Raw genomic sequence first — 15,198 nt, 5'->3', positions numbered from 1 at the left:
TCAGCGCGGGCCGGGCGCGGGCTGCTGCCCGTAGACGTGCTGGTACCGCGCGTAGAGCGAGTCGACGTCGTCCTGCGCGATGCGCGTGGGCTCGCCGAGCTGGCGGCTGACGTGCACGGTCCGGGCGACCTCCTCGCACATGACGGCCGCCTTGACGGCCGCGCGCGCGTCGGTGCCGATCGTGAACGGGCCGTGGTTGCGCATGAGGACCGCGGGGCTGCGGGACTCCCGCAGCGTCTCCACGATGCCGCGCCCGATCGAGTCGTCGCCGATGAGCGCGAACGGCCCGACGGGGATGTCGCCGCCGAACTCGTCGGCCATCATCGTCAGGACGCACGGGACGGGCTCGCCGCGCGCCGCCCAGGCGGTCGCGTACGTCGAGTGGGTGTGCACGACCCCGCCCACCTCGGGCAGGTGCCGGTACACGTAGGCGTGCGCCGCCGTGTCGGACGACGGCGACCGGTCGCCCTCGACGAGCGCCGCGTCGAGGTCGCACACGACCATCGCCTCGGGAGTGATGTCGTCGTACGCGACGCCGGACGGCTTGATGACGAGCAGGTCGCCCGAGCCGTCGGGTCGGGTGGTGTCGCGGACCCGCTCGGACACGTTGCCCGCGGTCCACACGACGAGCTCCCACCGCGGGAGCTCGGCGTGCAGCGCGGCGACGCGCTCCTTGGCGGCGTCGACGGCGTCGCGCAGGTGGGCGGGCACGGCGGGCACCGTGGGCTCAGCGGGTGCCGCGACGTCCGCGGCCGGGGTGGGCGTGGTCATGCGGGGTCCTCTCCTTCGGTGCGGGCGGGCAGCGCGGTCACGGCGGCTCGCTCGACGGCGAGCCCCGCGGCGTAGCGGTCGAGGTAGGCCGCGAACCCGGCGACGTCCACCGGGTCGGGCGCGACGGTCTCGACCTGGGCCGACGCGAACACGTGGTCGCGCAGGTACGCGCCGAGGTCGCGGGCGGCGCCGCCGCCCGTGGGCCCGGACGCGGTGCCCGACGACGCCCGGTCGCGCGCGAACCCGGCGAGGACCGCGATGCCCCACGCGCCGCCCTCGCCTGCCGTGCGCCCGACGCTCACCGGTGCGTCGATCGCCGCGGCGAGCAACCGCTGCGCGACGCCCGCGGTACGGAACATGCCCCCGTGCGCGAGCATCCCGTCGAGCCGGACGCCCTCGCCCGCGAGGACGCGCATCCCGAGCGCGAGCGTCCCGAACGCGCCGTAGACCTGGGTGCGCGCGAAGTTGGCGAGCGTCAGGCGGCTCCCGGGCGTGCGCACGACGAGCGGCCGCCCCTCCGCGAGCCCCGTGATCGGCTCTCCCGCGAGGTAGTTGTAGGCCAGGAGCCCGCCGCCGTCGGCGTCGCCGTCCAGCGCGGCGCGGAAGAGCGCGCCGAACACGTCGTCAGGGCCCGCGTCGCTGCCGACGGCAGCGGCCAGCTCGCCGAGCAGGCCCGCCCACGCGTCGAGCTCGCTCGCGCCGTTGTTGCAGTGGACCATCGCGACGAGGTCGCCCGCGGGCGTCGTGACGAGGTCGAGCTCGTGGTGCACGCTGCCGAGCGGGCGCTCGAGCACGACCATCGCGAAGATGCTCGTGCCCGCGCTGACGTTGCCGGTGCGCGGCGCGACGGCGTTGGTGGCGACCATGCCCGTGCCGGCGTCGCCCTCGGGCGGGCACAGCAGCACCCCGGGGACCAGCGCGCCCGACGGGTCGAGCCAGGCCGCGCCCTCGGCCGTGAGCCGGCCCGCGTCGTCGCCGGCCACGAGGACCTCGGGGAGGAGCTCCGCGAGCTTCGGACCCGCGCGGTGCGTCGCGGCACGCTCGTCGACGAGCGCGAGGAGCGCGTGGTCGTAGTCGCGCGTCGACGGGTCGACGGGGAACATGCCCGACGCGTCGCCCACGCCGAGCACGTGCCGCCCGGTGAGCCGCCGGTGGACGTACCCGGCGAGCGTCGTGAGCGACGCGACCTGCGCGGCGTGCGGCTCGGCGTCGAGGATCGCCTGGTACCAGTGCGCGACCGACCAGCGCAGCGGGACGTTGTACGCGAGCAGCCCGGTGAGCTCGGCGGCGGCCGGCCCCGTCGAGGTGTTGCGCCACGTGCGGAAGGGGACGAGCAGCTCGCCGGCGGCGTCGAACGCGAGGTAGCCGTGCATCATCGCGGACACGCCGAGGGCGCCGTAGGTCGTGGGCCGCACGCCGTACCGCTCCTCGACGTCGTCGACGAGGCGCGCGTAGCAGTCGCGCAGCCCGGCCTCGACGGCGTCCAGCGAGTACGTCCACGTGCCGTCCTCGAGCTGGTTCTCCCAGGCGTGGCTCCCGCTCGCGAGCGGCGTGCCGTCGGCGTCCACGAGGCACGCCTTGATCCGCGTCGACCCGAGCTCGATCCCGAGCGCGGTCTCCCCTGCCACGACGGCCGCCCGACGGCGACCGACCTCGTCCTGCTGCACCATTGCTGCTTCTCCTCGTCGCGGCGTCGCGCCTCGGTCGTGACTGTCTTCTCGAATGTTAGCGCTCACAACCGGTGAGGCCAACTCCCCCGGCGCGGGTTCTCGCAGAGGTCTCGCGGGTGGGAGCGCGACGTCAGCCGCGTGGCGTCGCCGTGCTCTCGCGGACCATGAGCTCGGGCGGGATGGAGACGGGCCGGACGGTCGCGCCGGACAGGGCGTCGATCATCATCCCCATGCACCGCCGCCCGAGCGAGCCGAACGGCTGGCGCACCGTCGTCAGCGGCGGGATGAAGTGCCCCGCGCCCGCGACGTCGTCGAACCCGACGACCGAGACGTCCGACGGCACCCGCACGCCCTGCTCCCAGAAGGCCCGGAGCAGGCCGAGCGCGAGCTGGTCGTTGCCGGCGAAGACCGCGGTCGGCCCGTCGCCCGCGCGGACCGCGTCCGCGAGCTCCTTCCCGACGGCGTAGCCGCGGTCGGAGGACCAGTCGCCGCGCACCGGCTCCGGAACGGGAGCGCCGCGCTCCTCCAGCGCCGCGCGCCAGCCCGTCTCGCGCTCGCGCGCGTCGAACCAGTCGAGCGGGCCGGACAGGTGCAGCACCGTGCGGTGGCCCAGGTCGAGCAGGTGCTCGGTGGCGAGCCGGGCGCCGAGCCGCTGGTCGACCGCGATCGCGAGGATCGCGCCCGGGGCGCCCAGCGCCCCGGCGCTCGGGCGCACGACCTCCGCGGCCTCGCCCTCGCCCGGATGGTCGCGCGCCGCGATCATGATGACCGGCACCGGCGCGCGGAACGAGTCGACCGCCGCCGCGACGTCGGTCTGCGGCGCGATGACGACGATGCCCTCGACGCCCTGGTCCATGAAGTGCTCGAGCACGCGGTGCATCGTGTCCGCGTCGTAGCGCCGGATGGTCGCGACGCTCACGAAGTACCCCTGCTCGCGCGCCGCCTCCTCGACCGCGATGAGGGTCGACGTCGGCCCGTACAGCGCGGAGCCCGTCGTCACGACGCCGATCGTCCCCGAGCGCATCGTGACGAGCGCACGGGCCGCGCTGTTGCGGCGGTACCCGAGCGTCGCGATCGCGTCGAGGACCCGGTCGCGGGTCTCCGGCCGCACGCTGGGGTGGTCGTTGAGCACGCGCGAGACCGTCTGGTGCGACACGCCGGCGAGCCGCGCGACGTCGGACATCGCGGGCGGGCGGGTGCGCGGCGACGGCCCGTCGCTCACGACCCGGTCCCCTCGGGGTCGCGACGCGGCGCGGGCGTGGCCGCGAGCGCCGCGGCGAGCTCGGCCGACCGGTCGCGCGCGGCCTCGAGCGCGTCGAGGAACGCGGCGCGCACGCCGCCCGCGTCGAGGCGGCGCAGCGCGGCGACGGTCGTCCCGCCGGGCGAGGAGACCTTCTCGCGCGCGATCGCCGGGTGCTCTCCGGTCTCGCGCAGCATCGTCGCGGCGCCGTGCACCGTGGCGGTCGCGAGCTCGAGAGCCGTGGCGCGCGTCAGGCCCAGCAGGACGCCCGCCTCGGCGAGCGCGTCGATCACGTAGAAGACGTAGGCCGGGCCGGAGCCCGAGAGCGCCCCGACCGCGTCCTGGTCCTTCTCCGCGACGCGCACGACGAGCCCTGTCGCGGACAGCAGGCGCTCGACGAGCGCGACGTCGTCGTCGTCCGCGGCGGCACCGCCGCTCACGGCGCTCACCCCGGCGCCCACGACCGACGGCGTGTTCGGCATGACCCGCACGACGGCGGTGCCCGCCGGGAGCCGGTCCTCGTAGAAGGACGTGGGGAGCCCGACGACGACGCTCACCACGACGGTCCCCGCGCCGACGGCGTCGTGGACCTCGTCGAGCAGCGCGGCGACGTCCTTCGGCTTGACCGCGACGACCACCACGCCGGCGCCGCGCACGGCCTCGACGTTGTCCTGCGTCGTCCTGACTCCGTGGCGCGCCACGAGCTCCTCGGCGCGCTCCGGTCGGCGCACCGTCGCGACGACGTCGGCGGGGTCCCAGCCCGACGCGAGCGCGCCCGCGAGGACGGTCTCGCCCATGACGCCCGTGCCGAGGACGGCGAGCGGGCGCGCAGGGACGGACGGGGTCGGACGGTCGGTCATGGGCGATCAGCTCCCGGTGGTCGGTGAGGGCATTCTCGCGCACCCGGCGCGTGCGCGGGACCGCGGGACGGCCGCCGCCGCGCCACGCGCCCCGGGGAGGGCGCTCGCACAGCGTCGGGGCGGCGTCAGCGCGGGGTCACAGCGGGTAGGCGGAGTACACGTCGGTGACGACGTCGGCGGGCCCCGTGGCCTGGAGGACCGCGGTGCCGTTGCGCCAGGTGACGGTCGACCGCCCGTCGGCCGCGGGCGTCACGGCATAGGTGCCGGCGACCTCGCCCGCGACCTCGACGTCGCCCGTGTCCGTGGGCTCACCCGCCGCGGCGACGAGGTCGCTCGCGGCCGTCTCCGCCTCTGCGACGGTCGGCCACTGCCCGGCGACCACCGTGACCGTCGTGGCGTCCTCGCCCTCGCCGTCGGCGTACACGAGCTCGTACGCCTCGAGGGCCCGCTCCGTGGACCACGCGTCCGTCGCCGAGTCGCTGCGCAGCACCAGGTCGAGCACCGTGTCCGGGAGCGCCTGCGCGAACGCGGTCGTCCCGGTGCGCGCGACGGGCTCGAGCGTCGGGGTCGGCGGGTCCGCCGTCACGGTCACCGTGGGCGCGGGCTCCGCGTCGGCGCGGGCGAACCCCGGCCAGACCCAGGCGAGCAGCGCGACCACGAGCCCGACGACGAGCACCAGGGCGACGAGCACGACGAGCCGCCGGCGGCGGTACACGGCCGCCGAGGACGGCCGCGAGTGTCGGCGGTCGCTCGCGCCCACCGCGTCGCCGGGGCGGCGCGCGGCCGGGCCCTGCCCCGGTCGCGCGGGTGCGGGCGCTCGTCCCGTCGGGCTCCCGCCGGGCGACTGGCTCATCGCGCCTACCTCCGCTGCTCTCGGTCCTCGCGGGCCCGGTCCTCTCGGCCGGGGCTCTGCGGCCAAGAGTAGGACGCGCGCGTGCCCGACCCCTCGCGCTGACGCGGGGTGTCGGGCACGCGCGGACGGGTTCACCCGCCCGTCATCGCCCGGGCGGGGTCGGGATCGTCACCCGCAGCCCAGGGCGGCGTACTCCGCCCCGGTCTCCGTCGTCACCTCCGTGCCGTCGACCGTGCCGGTCGCGCGCACGGCCACGGCGCCCGCCTCGACGGTCGCCGCGCGGACGGCGAACGACTGGTAGGCGCTCTTCCCGGGCGCCACCGCCGGGAACGACCGTGTCCCGTACGGCGTCTCGACGACAAGGTCGACGGGCGCGTCGTGGTCGTGGGTCGCGACCACGGCGACGTACGCCTTGCCCGCGAGGCAGCGCGCCTGCACGGTGACGGTGACCGGGAGCTGGGGCTCCGGGCCGCCCGTGCCCGGGTCGTCCGCGAACGCGCGCCACTCGGTGACGGCGACCGCCGAGTACGTCGTCCCGTTGCCGTTCGCCGCGAAGGTCGCCCGGAGGCGCGACGTGGTGACCGGGTCGAACGTCACGGTGTTGAAGGCGGTCGTGCTCGTGCCGTACCCGGACGGGTTCGCCACGGGGGCCCAGGCCTGCGCCGTGTCGTCCCAGTACTCCAGCACCCAGGAGTCCGGGCGGACGACGCCGTCCCCGCTCCCCGGGTCCGAGTCCCGCCAGAACTTCAGCTCCGCGCCCGTGAGCCGGATCGGGCGCGACCAGTCGTACCGGACCCACTGCGTCGCCGGCCGCGTCCCGGACCACGTGCCCCAGATCTGGGCCTGGCTCGGGTTCGCCGGGTCGGCGCCGTCGTTGAGGGCGCCGACGCTGTTCCACCCGGCGGTGTACGACGCGCTCGCCGTGGCGATCGGCGCGACGTTGCCCGTGAGCGGTCCGGAGACGTCCGCGGGGACCGTCACGACCTTCGGCGTCTCGGCGTTGCCCGCGGCGTCGACCGCGCGGAACGACACCCGGTGCTGGTTCGCGTCCGGGGCGGCCACGGGACCGCCGTACGGCTGCCACGCGCCGGTCCCGATCGCGTACTCGACGCGCGCGACCCCGGAGGTCGCGTCGGTCGCGGTGACCGTCACCGTGCGCGCCGCCGGGTCGAGGACGCCCGTGCTGACCGGCGCCACGCGGTCGATCCGGACGTCGAGGACCGCCTCCGGCGAGACGTTGCCCGCGCGGTCCGCGGCCGTCGCGACGACCCGGTGCTCGCCGTCGCCCGCCACCGGCACCTCGGTCGTGCGGGTCGGCTCCGTGGCGACGGGCTCGCCGTCGTCGACGGTCGTCGCGAGGACCACGCGCCCGCCGGAGTCGTCGGCGCCGTCGACGCGCACGCGCACGTCGGAGCGGAACCAGCCGTCGCTGCCCGCGCTGCCCAGCGGCGTGAGCGTCACGGTCGGCGCGGTCTCGTCGCCGTCGGCCGCCTCGGCCGGGACCACGGTGACCTCCGTGCTCACGCGACCGCCCGCGTAGCCGAGCACGGACCCCTCGACGGCGAACGTGCCGGGGGCGGCGACGTCGTCCGCGGCCACCTCGTCCCAGAAGGCGGGGACCTGCAGCGTCTCCCCGCCGGGGAACGTCACGGGCACCGTGCCCGGCAGGTCGGTCTCCCCGACCTCGACCGTCACCCCGGGCGGCTCGACGGCGGCGGGCTGCTCGGCCAGGACCTTCCACTCCTCGACGGCCACGGCGGAGTACGTGCTGCCGTTCGTCGAGGCGTCGAGGACGGCGCGCACCTGCGTCGTCGTCACGGGGTCGAACGTCGTGGTCTGGAACCCGCTCGTCCCGGTGCCGTAGGCGCTGGGGTTCGCCACGTCGACCCACGCGCCGCCGTCGGACGCGTCCCAGTACTGGATGCGCCACGACGCCGGGGCGGCGACGCCGACGCCCGTGCCCTGCGGCTGGTCGTTCCAGAACTCGATCTGCGAGCCGGCGAGACGCATCGGCTGGTCCCACGTGTACTGCACCCACTGCTGCGGCGGGTTGTTCCCCGTCCACGTGCCCCACATGTCCGGGGGCAGCGGGTTGGGCCGCACGATCTCGTCGTTGAGCGCCTTCTTCCAGTACTGGGTCGGGACGGGCTCGTTGGAGACGGTGACCGTCGCCTCTTGCGCGACGTTCGCGCGCGGCGTCGTGTCCTTGACCTTCGCGGGCGTCGTGACGACCTGCTTCATGCGGGGCGGTGACTGCGTGTCGTCCCACTCGACGCGGTCGATCGCGACCGAGCGCCGGAAGTGGTTCCCGCCCTCGGCGTCGGCCGTGTGGTACGCGATCCACCACTCGCCGTCGAACTCGAGGATGCCCGGGTGGCTCGTGGTGGACGAGACCGGCGCGAGGACCGTCCCGCGGTACGTCCACGGCCCCTCGGGGGACGACGCCGTCCCGTACGCGATGCACGCGTGGTAGTTCGCCGGGGTGCAGGCCGACGTCGGCCCGGCGTTGTTCCCCGCGTACGCCATGTAGTAGGTGCCGTTCCGCTCGAACGCCCACGCGGCCTCGAAGAACCCGGTGAGCCCGGTGACCGTGCGGACCTGACCGACGGGGGTCTTCATGTCCTGCGCGAGCTCGAGCATGCGCAGGTTGGAGAAGCTGCCCCACCAGACGTAGACGCGGGCGTCGTCGCCCTCGCCGTCCACCAGGATCGTGGGGTCGATGTTGTGGATCGTGTTCGGGGTCGGGACGCGCTGCGAGATGATCGGCCCGCCGACGTGGTCGGTCCACGGGCCGGTCGGGGTGTCGGAGACCGCGACGCCGATGCCGAACGCGTCGCTCGCCGTGCTGTCCGCCTCGTTCACCGGGACGTACCAGTAGTAGCGCCCGTCGACTCCCTGGACGACCTGCCCCGCGTACGCGCGGCCCGGCGTCGCCCAGTCGAAGACGTCCTCGGGCCGCATGAGCGACGGGTGGTGCGTCCACTCCCCCGCGTCGACGTCGCTCGTCACGAACGCGCCCCACTCGTTCATGACGAAGTCGTTGCGCGTCGGGCCCGCCTCGTCGTGACCCGTGTAGACGTAGAGCTCGTCCTCGCCCGTCTCGTTGCCCGGCGCGCCCGCGGGGACGACGAGCGGCGCCGGGTCGGCCGAGTAGTAGCTGCCGTCGCCGAGGATCGGGTTCTCGGTGCTCGTGAAGGTGTACGGCTCCGCGGCGGCGGCCGGGGCTGCGGTGGCCGCGAGCCCGGTGAGCGCGAGGCCGGCGCTGAGCACGCTCGCGATCGCGCCGCGGGCAGGGCTGCGCCCGGGCGACGGTCGGGTGGTCGGTCTGTCGGTCATGGGCTGCTCTCCTGACGGTCGGGCCAGCGTCGTACCAGCACGGCGCGGGCCGGCGGTTCCTGCGTGGAGGTCGTGCACCCCGGGAGTTCCCTCGGCCCCCGGGGCGCACGGTCGTGGAGCCCGTGCCGGCGGGCAGGTCGGCCGTGTGCCCGGCTGACGGGCGGTGACGCCCCCGCGAGCGGGGGTCGGACGCGTCACCGCCGTCGTCACGGCACCGTCGTCGTGCGCGGGGTGGGGGCCGTGCCGGGCGGGCCGACGGCGGCGCGCACCTCAGGGGTGCCGTGCGCGGGCCGTCGTCGCGCTCGCGTCGTCACGGGCGTGCACCTCTCGTCGTCGAGCCGGTCGTCCGGTGCCGACCATGCCACAGACAGAAACGTTATCGCAATGGTTTTCGGTCATCCGGCTGCCGGCATCCTCGCACGTCGGTGCGAGTGCGCCTCCACCGAGCGCTGCGAACCGCAGGATGCTGCGCCCCGGCGGGTTCGGGCCGGTGCCGGCCGCTGCGCGATGGGAGAAAGTCAGTCCGCCCGGTTTTCGGTGCGCGGCCCGTGCTCGTGCCGGTGCTCCGCCCGGGCGCGGGCGCGCGACGTGGCGATCGAGACGAGCACACCGACCACGACGAGGTCGAGCACGATCTGGACCATCGCCACGATCTTCGCCGCCTCACCGACCGGGTGGACGTCGCCGTACCCGACGGTCCCGAGCGTCACCACCGCGAAGTACAGCGCGTCGGTGCGGTTCTCGATGCCGACGAACTGGTCGGCCATGAGGTAGTAGGCGAGGGCGAAGAACGTGACCACCGGCAGGAGCAGCCCCATGACCGACTGGACCCGGACGCTCGGCGTCCCCCACGCGCGGAGCTGGCGGCGCACCTGGACCACGAGGAGCGCGCACAGCAGCGCCAGCCCGACGGCGAACACCACGACCTGGACGACCTCCGGGGCCTCGTCGGTCGGCAGCGGGACCCCGTAGTAGACCGTGAGGCACGCCGTCGTGGAGGCGACCGTGAGGATGAGCGTCCACCACGGGCTGTCGTGCGGGAGCCTGCGCATGCGCCCAGCATCCCGCGCGAGGGCGTTCCCGTCGCGGCGTCGCGCCGGTGTCGGCGGTCGTGGCTAGGTTGGGCGCGTGACGTCGTCGACCACCGCGGCCCGCTCCGCGGCCGCCAAGCGCTCCCGCCCCGCCTACCGCTGCTCCGAGTGCGGCTGGACCACGGCCAAGTGGGTGGGCCGCTGCGGGGAGTGCCAGGAGTGGGGCACGGTGACCGAGGACGCCCCGGCGGCCTCCGGCCCGCGCACCACCGCGGTCTCGCCGACGCGCTCCCCCGCGCGGCCGATCGGGGAGATCAGCGTCGAGGCGGCGCGCGCCACGCCCACGGGCGTCTCGGAGTTCGACCGTGTGCTCGGCGGCGGCATCGTGCCGGGCGCGGTGGTGCTGCTCGCCGGGGAGCCGGGCGTCGGCAAGTCGACGCTCCTGCTCGCCGTCGCGAGCAACGTCGCGGCCGGCGGGTCGGACCTGCCGATGGTGCGCCCGGTCGGTGACCGCGCCACCGCCACCGCCCGCCCGGCCCCGACGCCGCGACGCGTCCTCTACATCACCGGCGAGGAGTCGGCGGGGCAGGTCCGGCTGCGGGCCGAGCGCGTCGGCGCCCTCGCGCCGGGCCTCCTCCTCGCGTCCGAGACCGACCTGGCGACCGTCCTCGGGCACATCGAGGCGACCGACCCCGACCTGCTCGTCGTGGACTCCGTGCAGACCATCGCGTCCGCCCAGGTGGAGGGTGCGCCCGGCGGCGTGAGCCAGGTCCGCGAGGTCGCGGCGTCGCTCATCGCGGCGGCGAAGGCCCGCGACCTCCCGGTCATCCTCGTCGGGCACGTCACCAAGGACGGCTCCGTCGCTGGGCCGCGCACGCTCGAGCACCTGGTCGACGTCGTGTGCCAGTTCGAGGGGGACCGGCACTCGCGCCTGCGGCTCGTCCGGGCCGTCAAGAACCGCTACGGCCCGACGGACGAGGTCGGCTGCTTCGACCTCACGGAGAACGGCATCGTCGGCCTCGCCGACCCGAGCGGGCTGTTCCTCTCGCACACGGGCGCCGGGTCCCCCGGCACGTGCGTCACCGTGACGCTCGAGGGGCGGCGCCCGCTCGCGCTCGAGATCCAGTCGCTCGTGGTGCCCAGCTCGCTGACCAACCCGCGCCGCACCACGAGCGGCGTGGACTCGAGCCGCCTCGCGATGATCCTCGCCGTCATGCACCGCCACGCGGGGGTGCGGCTCGTCGACCAGGACGTGTACGCGTCGACCGTGGGCGGCGCCAAGGTCACCGAGCCCGCCGCCGACCTCACGATCGCGCTCGCCGTGCTCTCCGCGCGCGAGGACGAGGCGCTGCCCCAGGGCACCGTCGCGTTCGGCGAGGTCGGCCTCGCGGGCGACATCCGACCCGTCACAGGCCTCGACCGCCGACTGGCGGAGGCCGCGCGCCTCGGCTTCACGCGCGCCGTCGTGCCGCGGGGGTCGTTCCCGCGCCCGGTGGAGGGCATGACGATCCTCCCCGCGCGCCACCTCGGCGAGGCCGTCGAGCTCGCGCGGACCTGAGGGCGCGGTCGGGGGCGGTCAGGCGCCCGACCGTCGGCCCGCGAGGGCCCACCACTGCAGCAGCATGATGGTCTTGCCGTCGACGATGCGGCCGTCGCCGATCATCGCGAGCGCGTCGTCCAGTGCGAGCTCCACGACCTCGATGTCCTCACCCTCGGCCGCCACCCCTCCACCGGTGCCCGTGCGGTCGCGCGGCGTGTAGGGCGCCGCGAAGAAGTGCACCTTCTCGGTGACGGAGCCCGGGCTCATGTAGGCGGTGAAGACGCGGGAGACCGGCCCGACGGTCACCCCCAGCTCCTCGGCGACCTCGCGCCGGATCGCGGTCTCGGGGTCGTCGTCGTCCAGCAGGCCGGCGGCCGTCTCGAGGAGCATGCCGTCCGCGTGGTCGTTCACGTACGCCGGGAAGCGGAACTGCCGCGTGAGCAGGACGGTCGACCGCGCCGCGTCGTGGAGCAGGATCGTCGCCCCGTCCCCGCGGTCGTAGGTCTCGCGCTGGAGCGACTGCCAGCGCCCGTCCCGGCGCCGGAGGTCGAAGGTCGTGCGGCGCAGCACGTGCCACCCCTGCGACGTGAGCTCGACGTCGCGGACGACGACGTCCGGGTTGCGCCGCAGCCCGCGACCTGTCTGGTCGAGACCGGTGCGGCCGCGGTGGTCGGGCACGTCGACCCCGGGGACGCCGCTCACCGGGCGCTCACGGATGAGGCCTCGTCGTGGCGGGGCAGCTCGGAGACGTCGTGGTAGACGGGGAGGCCACGGGCCGTGGCGATCGCGACGTCCTGGTCGGCCCCCGCCGACTCGCCGGGCAGGCGCAGCACGGCGTCGCAGTGCTCCAGGAGACGCTGCGCGGTCGGGTAGAGCACGTCCGCCGCCAGGTCGTCGTCCACCGTGGCGCCCGCGGAGCGCAGGACCGGGAGCGCGACCCACTCGCCGATCAGGGGGACGTGCCCCGCGGCGAAGACGGGCCAGGCCGCCTCCTCGAGGCGGCGCAGGTTGGCCTCCATGGCGGCGTGGTCGCCGTCGGTACCGGAGCGGTACGGGCCGGCGATGAGGACGAGCAGAGGTCGGTTCATGGGCCTAGAATAGGCATGAACGTGCATCATCGAGAACTAACAAGGAGAACCATGCTGGCCGCCGAGAGACGTGACCTCCTGCTCGCGACCCTCCGCCGCGACGGCAAGATCGTCGCGAAGACCGCGGCGGCGGAGCTCGGGCTCTCGGAGGACAGCATCCGCAGGGACCTGCGCGAGCTGGCCGCCGAGGGGCTCTGCCAGCGCGTGTACGGCGGGGCGCTGCCGGTCTCGCCGGCCGTCGCCGACTACGCGGGACGCCGACAGGTCGCCGTCGCGGGCAAGGAGCGGGTGGCGGCCGCCGCCGTCCGGCTGATCGACCCCGGGAGCACCGTCATCCTCGACGGCGGTACCACCGCCCTCGCCGTCGCGGCGGCGCTGCCGCCGGACCTGCGCTGCACGGTGGTGACCCACAGCCCGACGGTCGCGACGGCGCTCGTCGAGCACCCGTTCGCCGACGTGATCGTCCTCGGCGGCCGGCTCTTCAAGCACTCGGCGGTGACCAGCGGGGCGGCGACGGTCGAGGCCGCGCAGCACGTGTCGGCCGACCTGTTCCTGCTCGGCGTCACCGGCATCCACCCGGACGCCGGGCTCACCACGGGCGACCCGGACGAGGCGGCGACGAAGCGGGCCCTCACCGCGCGCGCGGCGGAGACGTACGTGCTGGGCTCGTCGGAGAAGGTCGGGGCGGCGTCGCCGTTCCGCGTCGTCGGGTTCGACGACGTCGCCGGCGTCGTCACGGACGCCGACCCCGCGTCGGACGTCGTGCGCGCGCTGCGCGAGCACGTCCGCGTGCTCCCTGCGTGAGCGCGCTCGGCAGCGCCGCTCACCGGGGCCGACGGCGCGGACCGCGTCGAGACCGGATCGTGACCAGTTTGAGGCGCGCCCCCGCGGGTTCCCGGAGGTGGGAAAGGGCTCACAGCGTAGGATTCCTCCGTGGCCAACTCCCCCGCGCACCCCGACGAGATGCTCCGGGAGACCCTTGCCGCCGTGGCACCCGGGACCGAGCTCCGTGACGGCCTCGAACGCATCCTCCGCGGCCGGACCGGCGCGCTCATCGTCCTCGGTCTGGACAAGGTCGTCGAGGAGATGTGCTCCGGCGGGTTCGTCCTCGACGTCGGCTTCTCCGCGACCCGCCTGCGCGAGCTGTCGAAGATGGACGGAGCGGTCGTGCTCGACCGCGACGCCAACCGCATCCTGCGCGCGGCCGTGCAGCTCCTGCCGGACCCGACCATCGAGACCACCGAGTCCGGGACGCGGCACCGCACGGCGGAGCGCGTCGCCAAGCAGAGCGGGTTCCCCGTCATCTCCGTGAGCCAGTCCATGCGGATCGTCGCCCTGTACGTCGGCGGCCAGCGCCACGTGCTCGAGGACTCCGACACCATCCTGTCGCGCGCCAACCAGGCGCTCGCCACGCTCGAGCGCTACCGCGCCCGCCTCGACGAGGTGTCCGGCACGCTCTCCGCGCTCGAGATCGAGGACCTCGTCACCGTCCGTGACGTGTGCGCGGTCGTGCAGCGCCTCGAGATGGTCGCCCGCATCTCCGAGGAGATCGCCGGGTACGTCATCGAGCTCGGCACCGACGGCCGCCTCCTCGCGCTCCAGCTCGACGAGCTCATCGGCGGCATCGGCTCGGACCGCGAGTTCGTCATCCGCGACTACGTCGACCTCGGCCGCAAGGACCGCTCGCTCGCCGAGGTCCAGAAGTCGCTCGGCGGCCTCGACTCGACCCAGCTGCTCGACCTCGGTCAGATCGGCCGCGTGCTCGACCTCCCCGGCGGCGGCGACGCGCTCGACGCGGCCGTCGCGCCGCACGGGTACCGCCTCCTGTCGAAGGTGCCGCGCCTGCCCGCGACGATCATCGACCGGCTCGTCGCCCACTTCGGCGGGCTCCAGAAGCTCCTTGCCGCGAGCATCGACGACCTCATGACCGTCGACGGCGTCGGCGAGCAGCGCGCCCGCGCGGTGCGCGAGGGGCTGTCGCGGCTCGCGGAGTCGAGCATCCTCGAGCGCTACGTCTGACCCACCTGACCGTCCGACCGACGAGCCCGCACGGAGGGGGACCGTGGACCACGTCGACGAGTGGTCGGCACTGGCCGACGCCTGGGCACGCTGGTGGGCACCCGCCGCGGCCCCGGCCCAGCAGGCGATCCTCGACGCCGCTGGCGTCGGGCCCGGCTCGCGCGTGCTCGACGTCGGGTGCGGCACCGGCGAGCTCGTCGCCATGGCCCTCGCCCGCGGCGCGGACGCGACGGGCTGCGACGCCGCCGCCGGGATGATCGACGTCGCGCGCCGGCGAAGCCCTGGCGCCGACCTGCGCGTCGCCCAGGCCGAGCGCCTCCCCTGGCCCGACGACGCGTTCGACCTCGTCACCCTCGTCAACGCCCTCGCGTTCACGGACGTCGCCAAGACGCTGAGCGAGTGCCGGCGCGTCGGCGACCTGGTCGCCGTCGCGACCTGGGCCGAGGACGACCGCAACGACCTCACCGTCCTCGAGCGGGCCGTCGCCGGCGAGGACCACGAGCCGAGCGACGAGAGCCGCGAGGAGGGCCGTCTCGGCACGCTCCTCGCCGAGCACGGCTTCACGGTCGTCGCGGAGGGCGTCGCGGACGCGCCGATGGTGCTCGCGGACGCGGACGAGGTCGTCGCCGCGATCATGTTCGGCGAGTCGGACGACCTGCGCACCGAGCTCCGCCCGGACGTCCTCGCCGCCGCCCGCCCCTTCCGCCGCCCCGACGGCTCCTACCTCCTGCGCAACGCCTTCCGCTGGGCCCTGGCCCGCCGCTGACGCACTCCCGCCCGGCCGAGGTTC

13 protein-coding genes are annotated in these 15,198 nt (G+C 75.2%); 4 read left to right on the top strand and 9 right to left on the bottom strand.

Annotated features, from left to right (window positions below; all coding sequences use genetic code 11):
• From NF338_RS12765 to NF338_RS12735, 7 genes are all read right to left on the bottom strand, one after another.
• Positions 1 to 771: an L-ribulose-5-phosphate 4-epimerase gene (locus tag NF338_RS12765; protein ID WP_264031127.1), complete on the bottom strand. Its 771-nt coding sequence runs from the start codon at positions 769 to 771 to the stop codon at positions 1 to 3.
• Positions 768 to 2,441 carry a xylulokinase gene (locus NF338_RS12760; RefSeq protein WP_264031126.1) on the bottom strand — a complete coding sequence of 558 codons (1,674 nt, stop codon included), beginning with the start codon at positions 2,439 to 2,441 and terminating at the stop codon, positions 768 to 770. Before NF338_RS12760 ends, NF338_RS12765 begins: the two co-directional genes overlap by 4 nt.
• 130 nt (positions 2,442 to 2,571) lie before the next feature.
• On the bottom strand, positions 2,572 to 3,624 hold the full coding sequence (locus NF338_RS12755; RefSeq protein ID WP_087472797.1) for a LacI family DNA-binding transcriptional regulator: 1,053 nt from the start codon (positions 3,622 to 3,624) through the stop codon (positions 2,572 to 2,574).
• Between the two features lie 35 nt (positions 3,625 to 3,659).
• On the bottom strand, positions 3,660 to 4,541 hold the full coding sequence (gene proC / locus NF338_RS12750; RefSeq protein WP_264031125.1) for a pyrroline-5-carboxylate reductase: 882 nt from the start codon (positions 4,539 to 4,541) through the stop codon (positions 3,660 to 3,662).
• Between the two features lie 136 nt (positions 4,542 to 4,677).
• Positions 4,678 to 5,394 carry a hypothetical protein gene (locus NF338_RS12745; protein ID WP_264031124.1) on the bottom strand — a complete coding sequence of 239 codons (717 nt, stop codon included), beginning with the start codon at positions 5,392 to 5,394 and terminating at the stop codon, positions 4,678 to 4,680.
• A 168-nt stretch (positions 5,395 to 5,562) separates the two neighbouring features.
• Positions 5,563 to 8,730: a family 43 glycosylhydrolase gene (locus tag NF338_RS12740; protein WP_264031123.1), complete on the bottom strand. Its 3,168-nt coding sequence runs from the start codon at positions 8,728 to 8,730 to the stop codon at positions 5,563 to 5,565.
• A gap of 518 nt (positions 8,731 to 9,248) precedes the next feature.
• Positions 9,249 to 9,782 carry a potassium channel family protein gene (locus tag NF338_RS12735; protein WP_264031122.1) on the bottom strand — a complete coding sequence of 178 codons (534 nt, stop codon included), beginning with the start codon at positions 9,780 to 9,782 and terminating at the stop codon, positions 9,249 to 9,251.
• Positions 9,783 to 9,858: 76 nt separating this feature from the next.
• Here NF338_RS12735 and NF338_RS12730 point away from each other — a divergent pair, with 76 nt between their 5' ends.
• On the top strand, positions 9,859 to 11,319 hold the full coding sequence (locus NF338_RS12730; protein WP_264031121.1) for a DNA repair protein RadA: 1,461 nt from the start codon (positions 9,859 to 9,861) through the stop codon (positions 11,317 to 11,319).
• An 18-nt stretch (positions 11,320 to 11,337) separates the two neighbouring features.
• Here the strand turns inward: NF338_RS12730 and NF338_RS12725 are convergent, their stop codons facing one another.
• Positions 11,338 to 12,003: an NUDIX domain-containing protein gene (locus NF338_RS12725; RefSeq protein WP_264031120.1), complete on the bottom strand. Its 666-nt coding sequence runs from the start codon at positions 12,001 to 12,003 to the stop codon at positions 11,338 to 11,340.
• Positions 12,000 to 12,389 carry a DUF4406 domain-containing protein gene (locus tag NF338_RS12720; protein WP_264031119.1) on the bottom strand — a complete coding sequence of 130 codons (390 nt, stop codon included), beginning with the start codon at positions 12,387 to 12,389 and terminating at the stop codon, positions 12,000 to 12,002. Before NF338_RS12720 ends, NF338_RS12725 begins: the two co-directional genes overlap by 4 nt.
• Before the next feature lie 51 nt (positions 12,390 to 12,440).
• Between NF338_RS12720 and NF338_RS12715 the strand changes: the two genes are divergently transcribed.
• From NF338_RS12715 to NF338_RS12705, 3 genes are all read left to right on the top strand, one after another.
• Positions 12,441 to 13,193 (top strand): DeoR/GlpR family DNA-binding transcription regulator, encoded by a 753-nt coding sequence (locus NF338_RS12715; protein ID WP_264031118.1) that lies wholly within the window; start codon positions 12,441 to 12,443, stop codon positions 13,191 to 13,193.
• Positions 13,194 to 13,322: 129 nt separating this feature from the next.
• A complete protein-coding gene (disA, locus tag NF338_RS12710) occupies positions 13,323 to 14,408 on the top strand; it encodes a DNA integrity scanning diadenylate cyclase DisA (protein WP_087471208.1) in 1,086 nt (361 codons plus the stop codon).
• Between the two features lie 43 nt (positions 14,409 to 14,451).
• Complete coding sequence (locus NF338_RS12705) at positions 14,452 to 15,174, top strand: class I SAM-dependent methyltransferase (protein WP_264031117.1); 723 nt, start codon at positions 14,452 to 14,454, stop codon at positions 15,172 to 15,174.
• The last annotated feature ends 24 nt before the right edge of the window (positions 15,175 to 15,198 follow it).

The sequence above is a fragment of the Cellulosimicrobium sp. SH8 genome (assembly GCF_025818875.1).
GTDB classification, from domain to species: domain Bacteria; phylum Actinomycetota; class Actinomycetes; order Actinomycetales; family Cellulomonadaceae; genus Cellulosimicrobium; species Cellulosimicrobium cellulans_D.
The sequence above is the reverse complement of the archived record's forward strand: the minus strand, read 5'-3'. Positions and strand labels throughout refer to the sequence as shown.

What these genes read in the sequence shown, in the direction of transcription:
- NF338_RS12715 (WP_264031118.1), top strand. Translation starts at nt 12,441, where the DNA reads ATGCTGGCCGCCGAGAGACGTGACCTCCTGCTCGCGACCCTCCGCCGC.
- NF338_RS12760 (WP_264031126.1), bottom strand. Translation starts at nt 2,441, where the DNA reads ATGGTGCAGCAGGACGAGGTCGGTCGCCGTCGGGCGGCCGTCGTGGCA.
- NF338_RS12720 (WP_264031119.1), bottom strand. Translation starts at nt 12,389, where the DNA reads ATGAACCGACCTCTGCTCGTCCTCATCGCCGGCCCGTACCGCTCCGGT.
- NF338_RS12745 (WP_264031124.1), bottom strand. Translation starts at nt 5,394, where the DNA reads ATGAGCCAGTCGCCCGGCGGGAGCCCGACGGGACGAGCGCCCGCACCC.
- NF338_RS12755 (WP_087472797.1), bottom strand. Translation starts at nt 3,624, where the DNA reads ATGTCCGACGTCGCGCGGCTCGCCGGCGTGTCGCACCAGACGGTCTCG.
- NF338_RS12765 (WP_264031127.1), bottom strand. Translation starts at nt 771, where the DNA reads ATGACCACGCCCACCCCGGCCGCGGACGTCGCGGCACCCGCTGAGCCC.
- NF338_RS12740 (WP_264031123.1), bottom strand. Translation starts at nt 8,730, where the DNA reads ATGACCGACAGACCGACCACCCGACCGTCGCCCGGGCGCAGCCCTGCC.
- proC (WP_264031125.1), bottom strand. Translation starts at nt 4,541, where the DNA reads ATGACCGACCGTCCGACCCCGTCCGTCCCTGCGCGCCCGCTCGCCGTC.
- NF338_RS12735 (WP_264031122.1), bottom strand. Translation starts at nt 9,782, where the DNA reads ATGCGCAGGCTCCCGCACGACAGCCCGTGGTGGACGCTCATCCTCACG.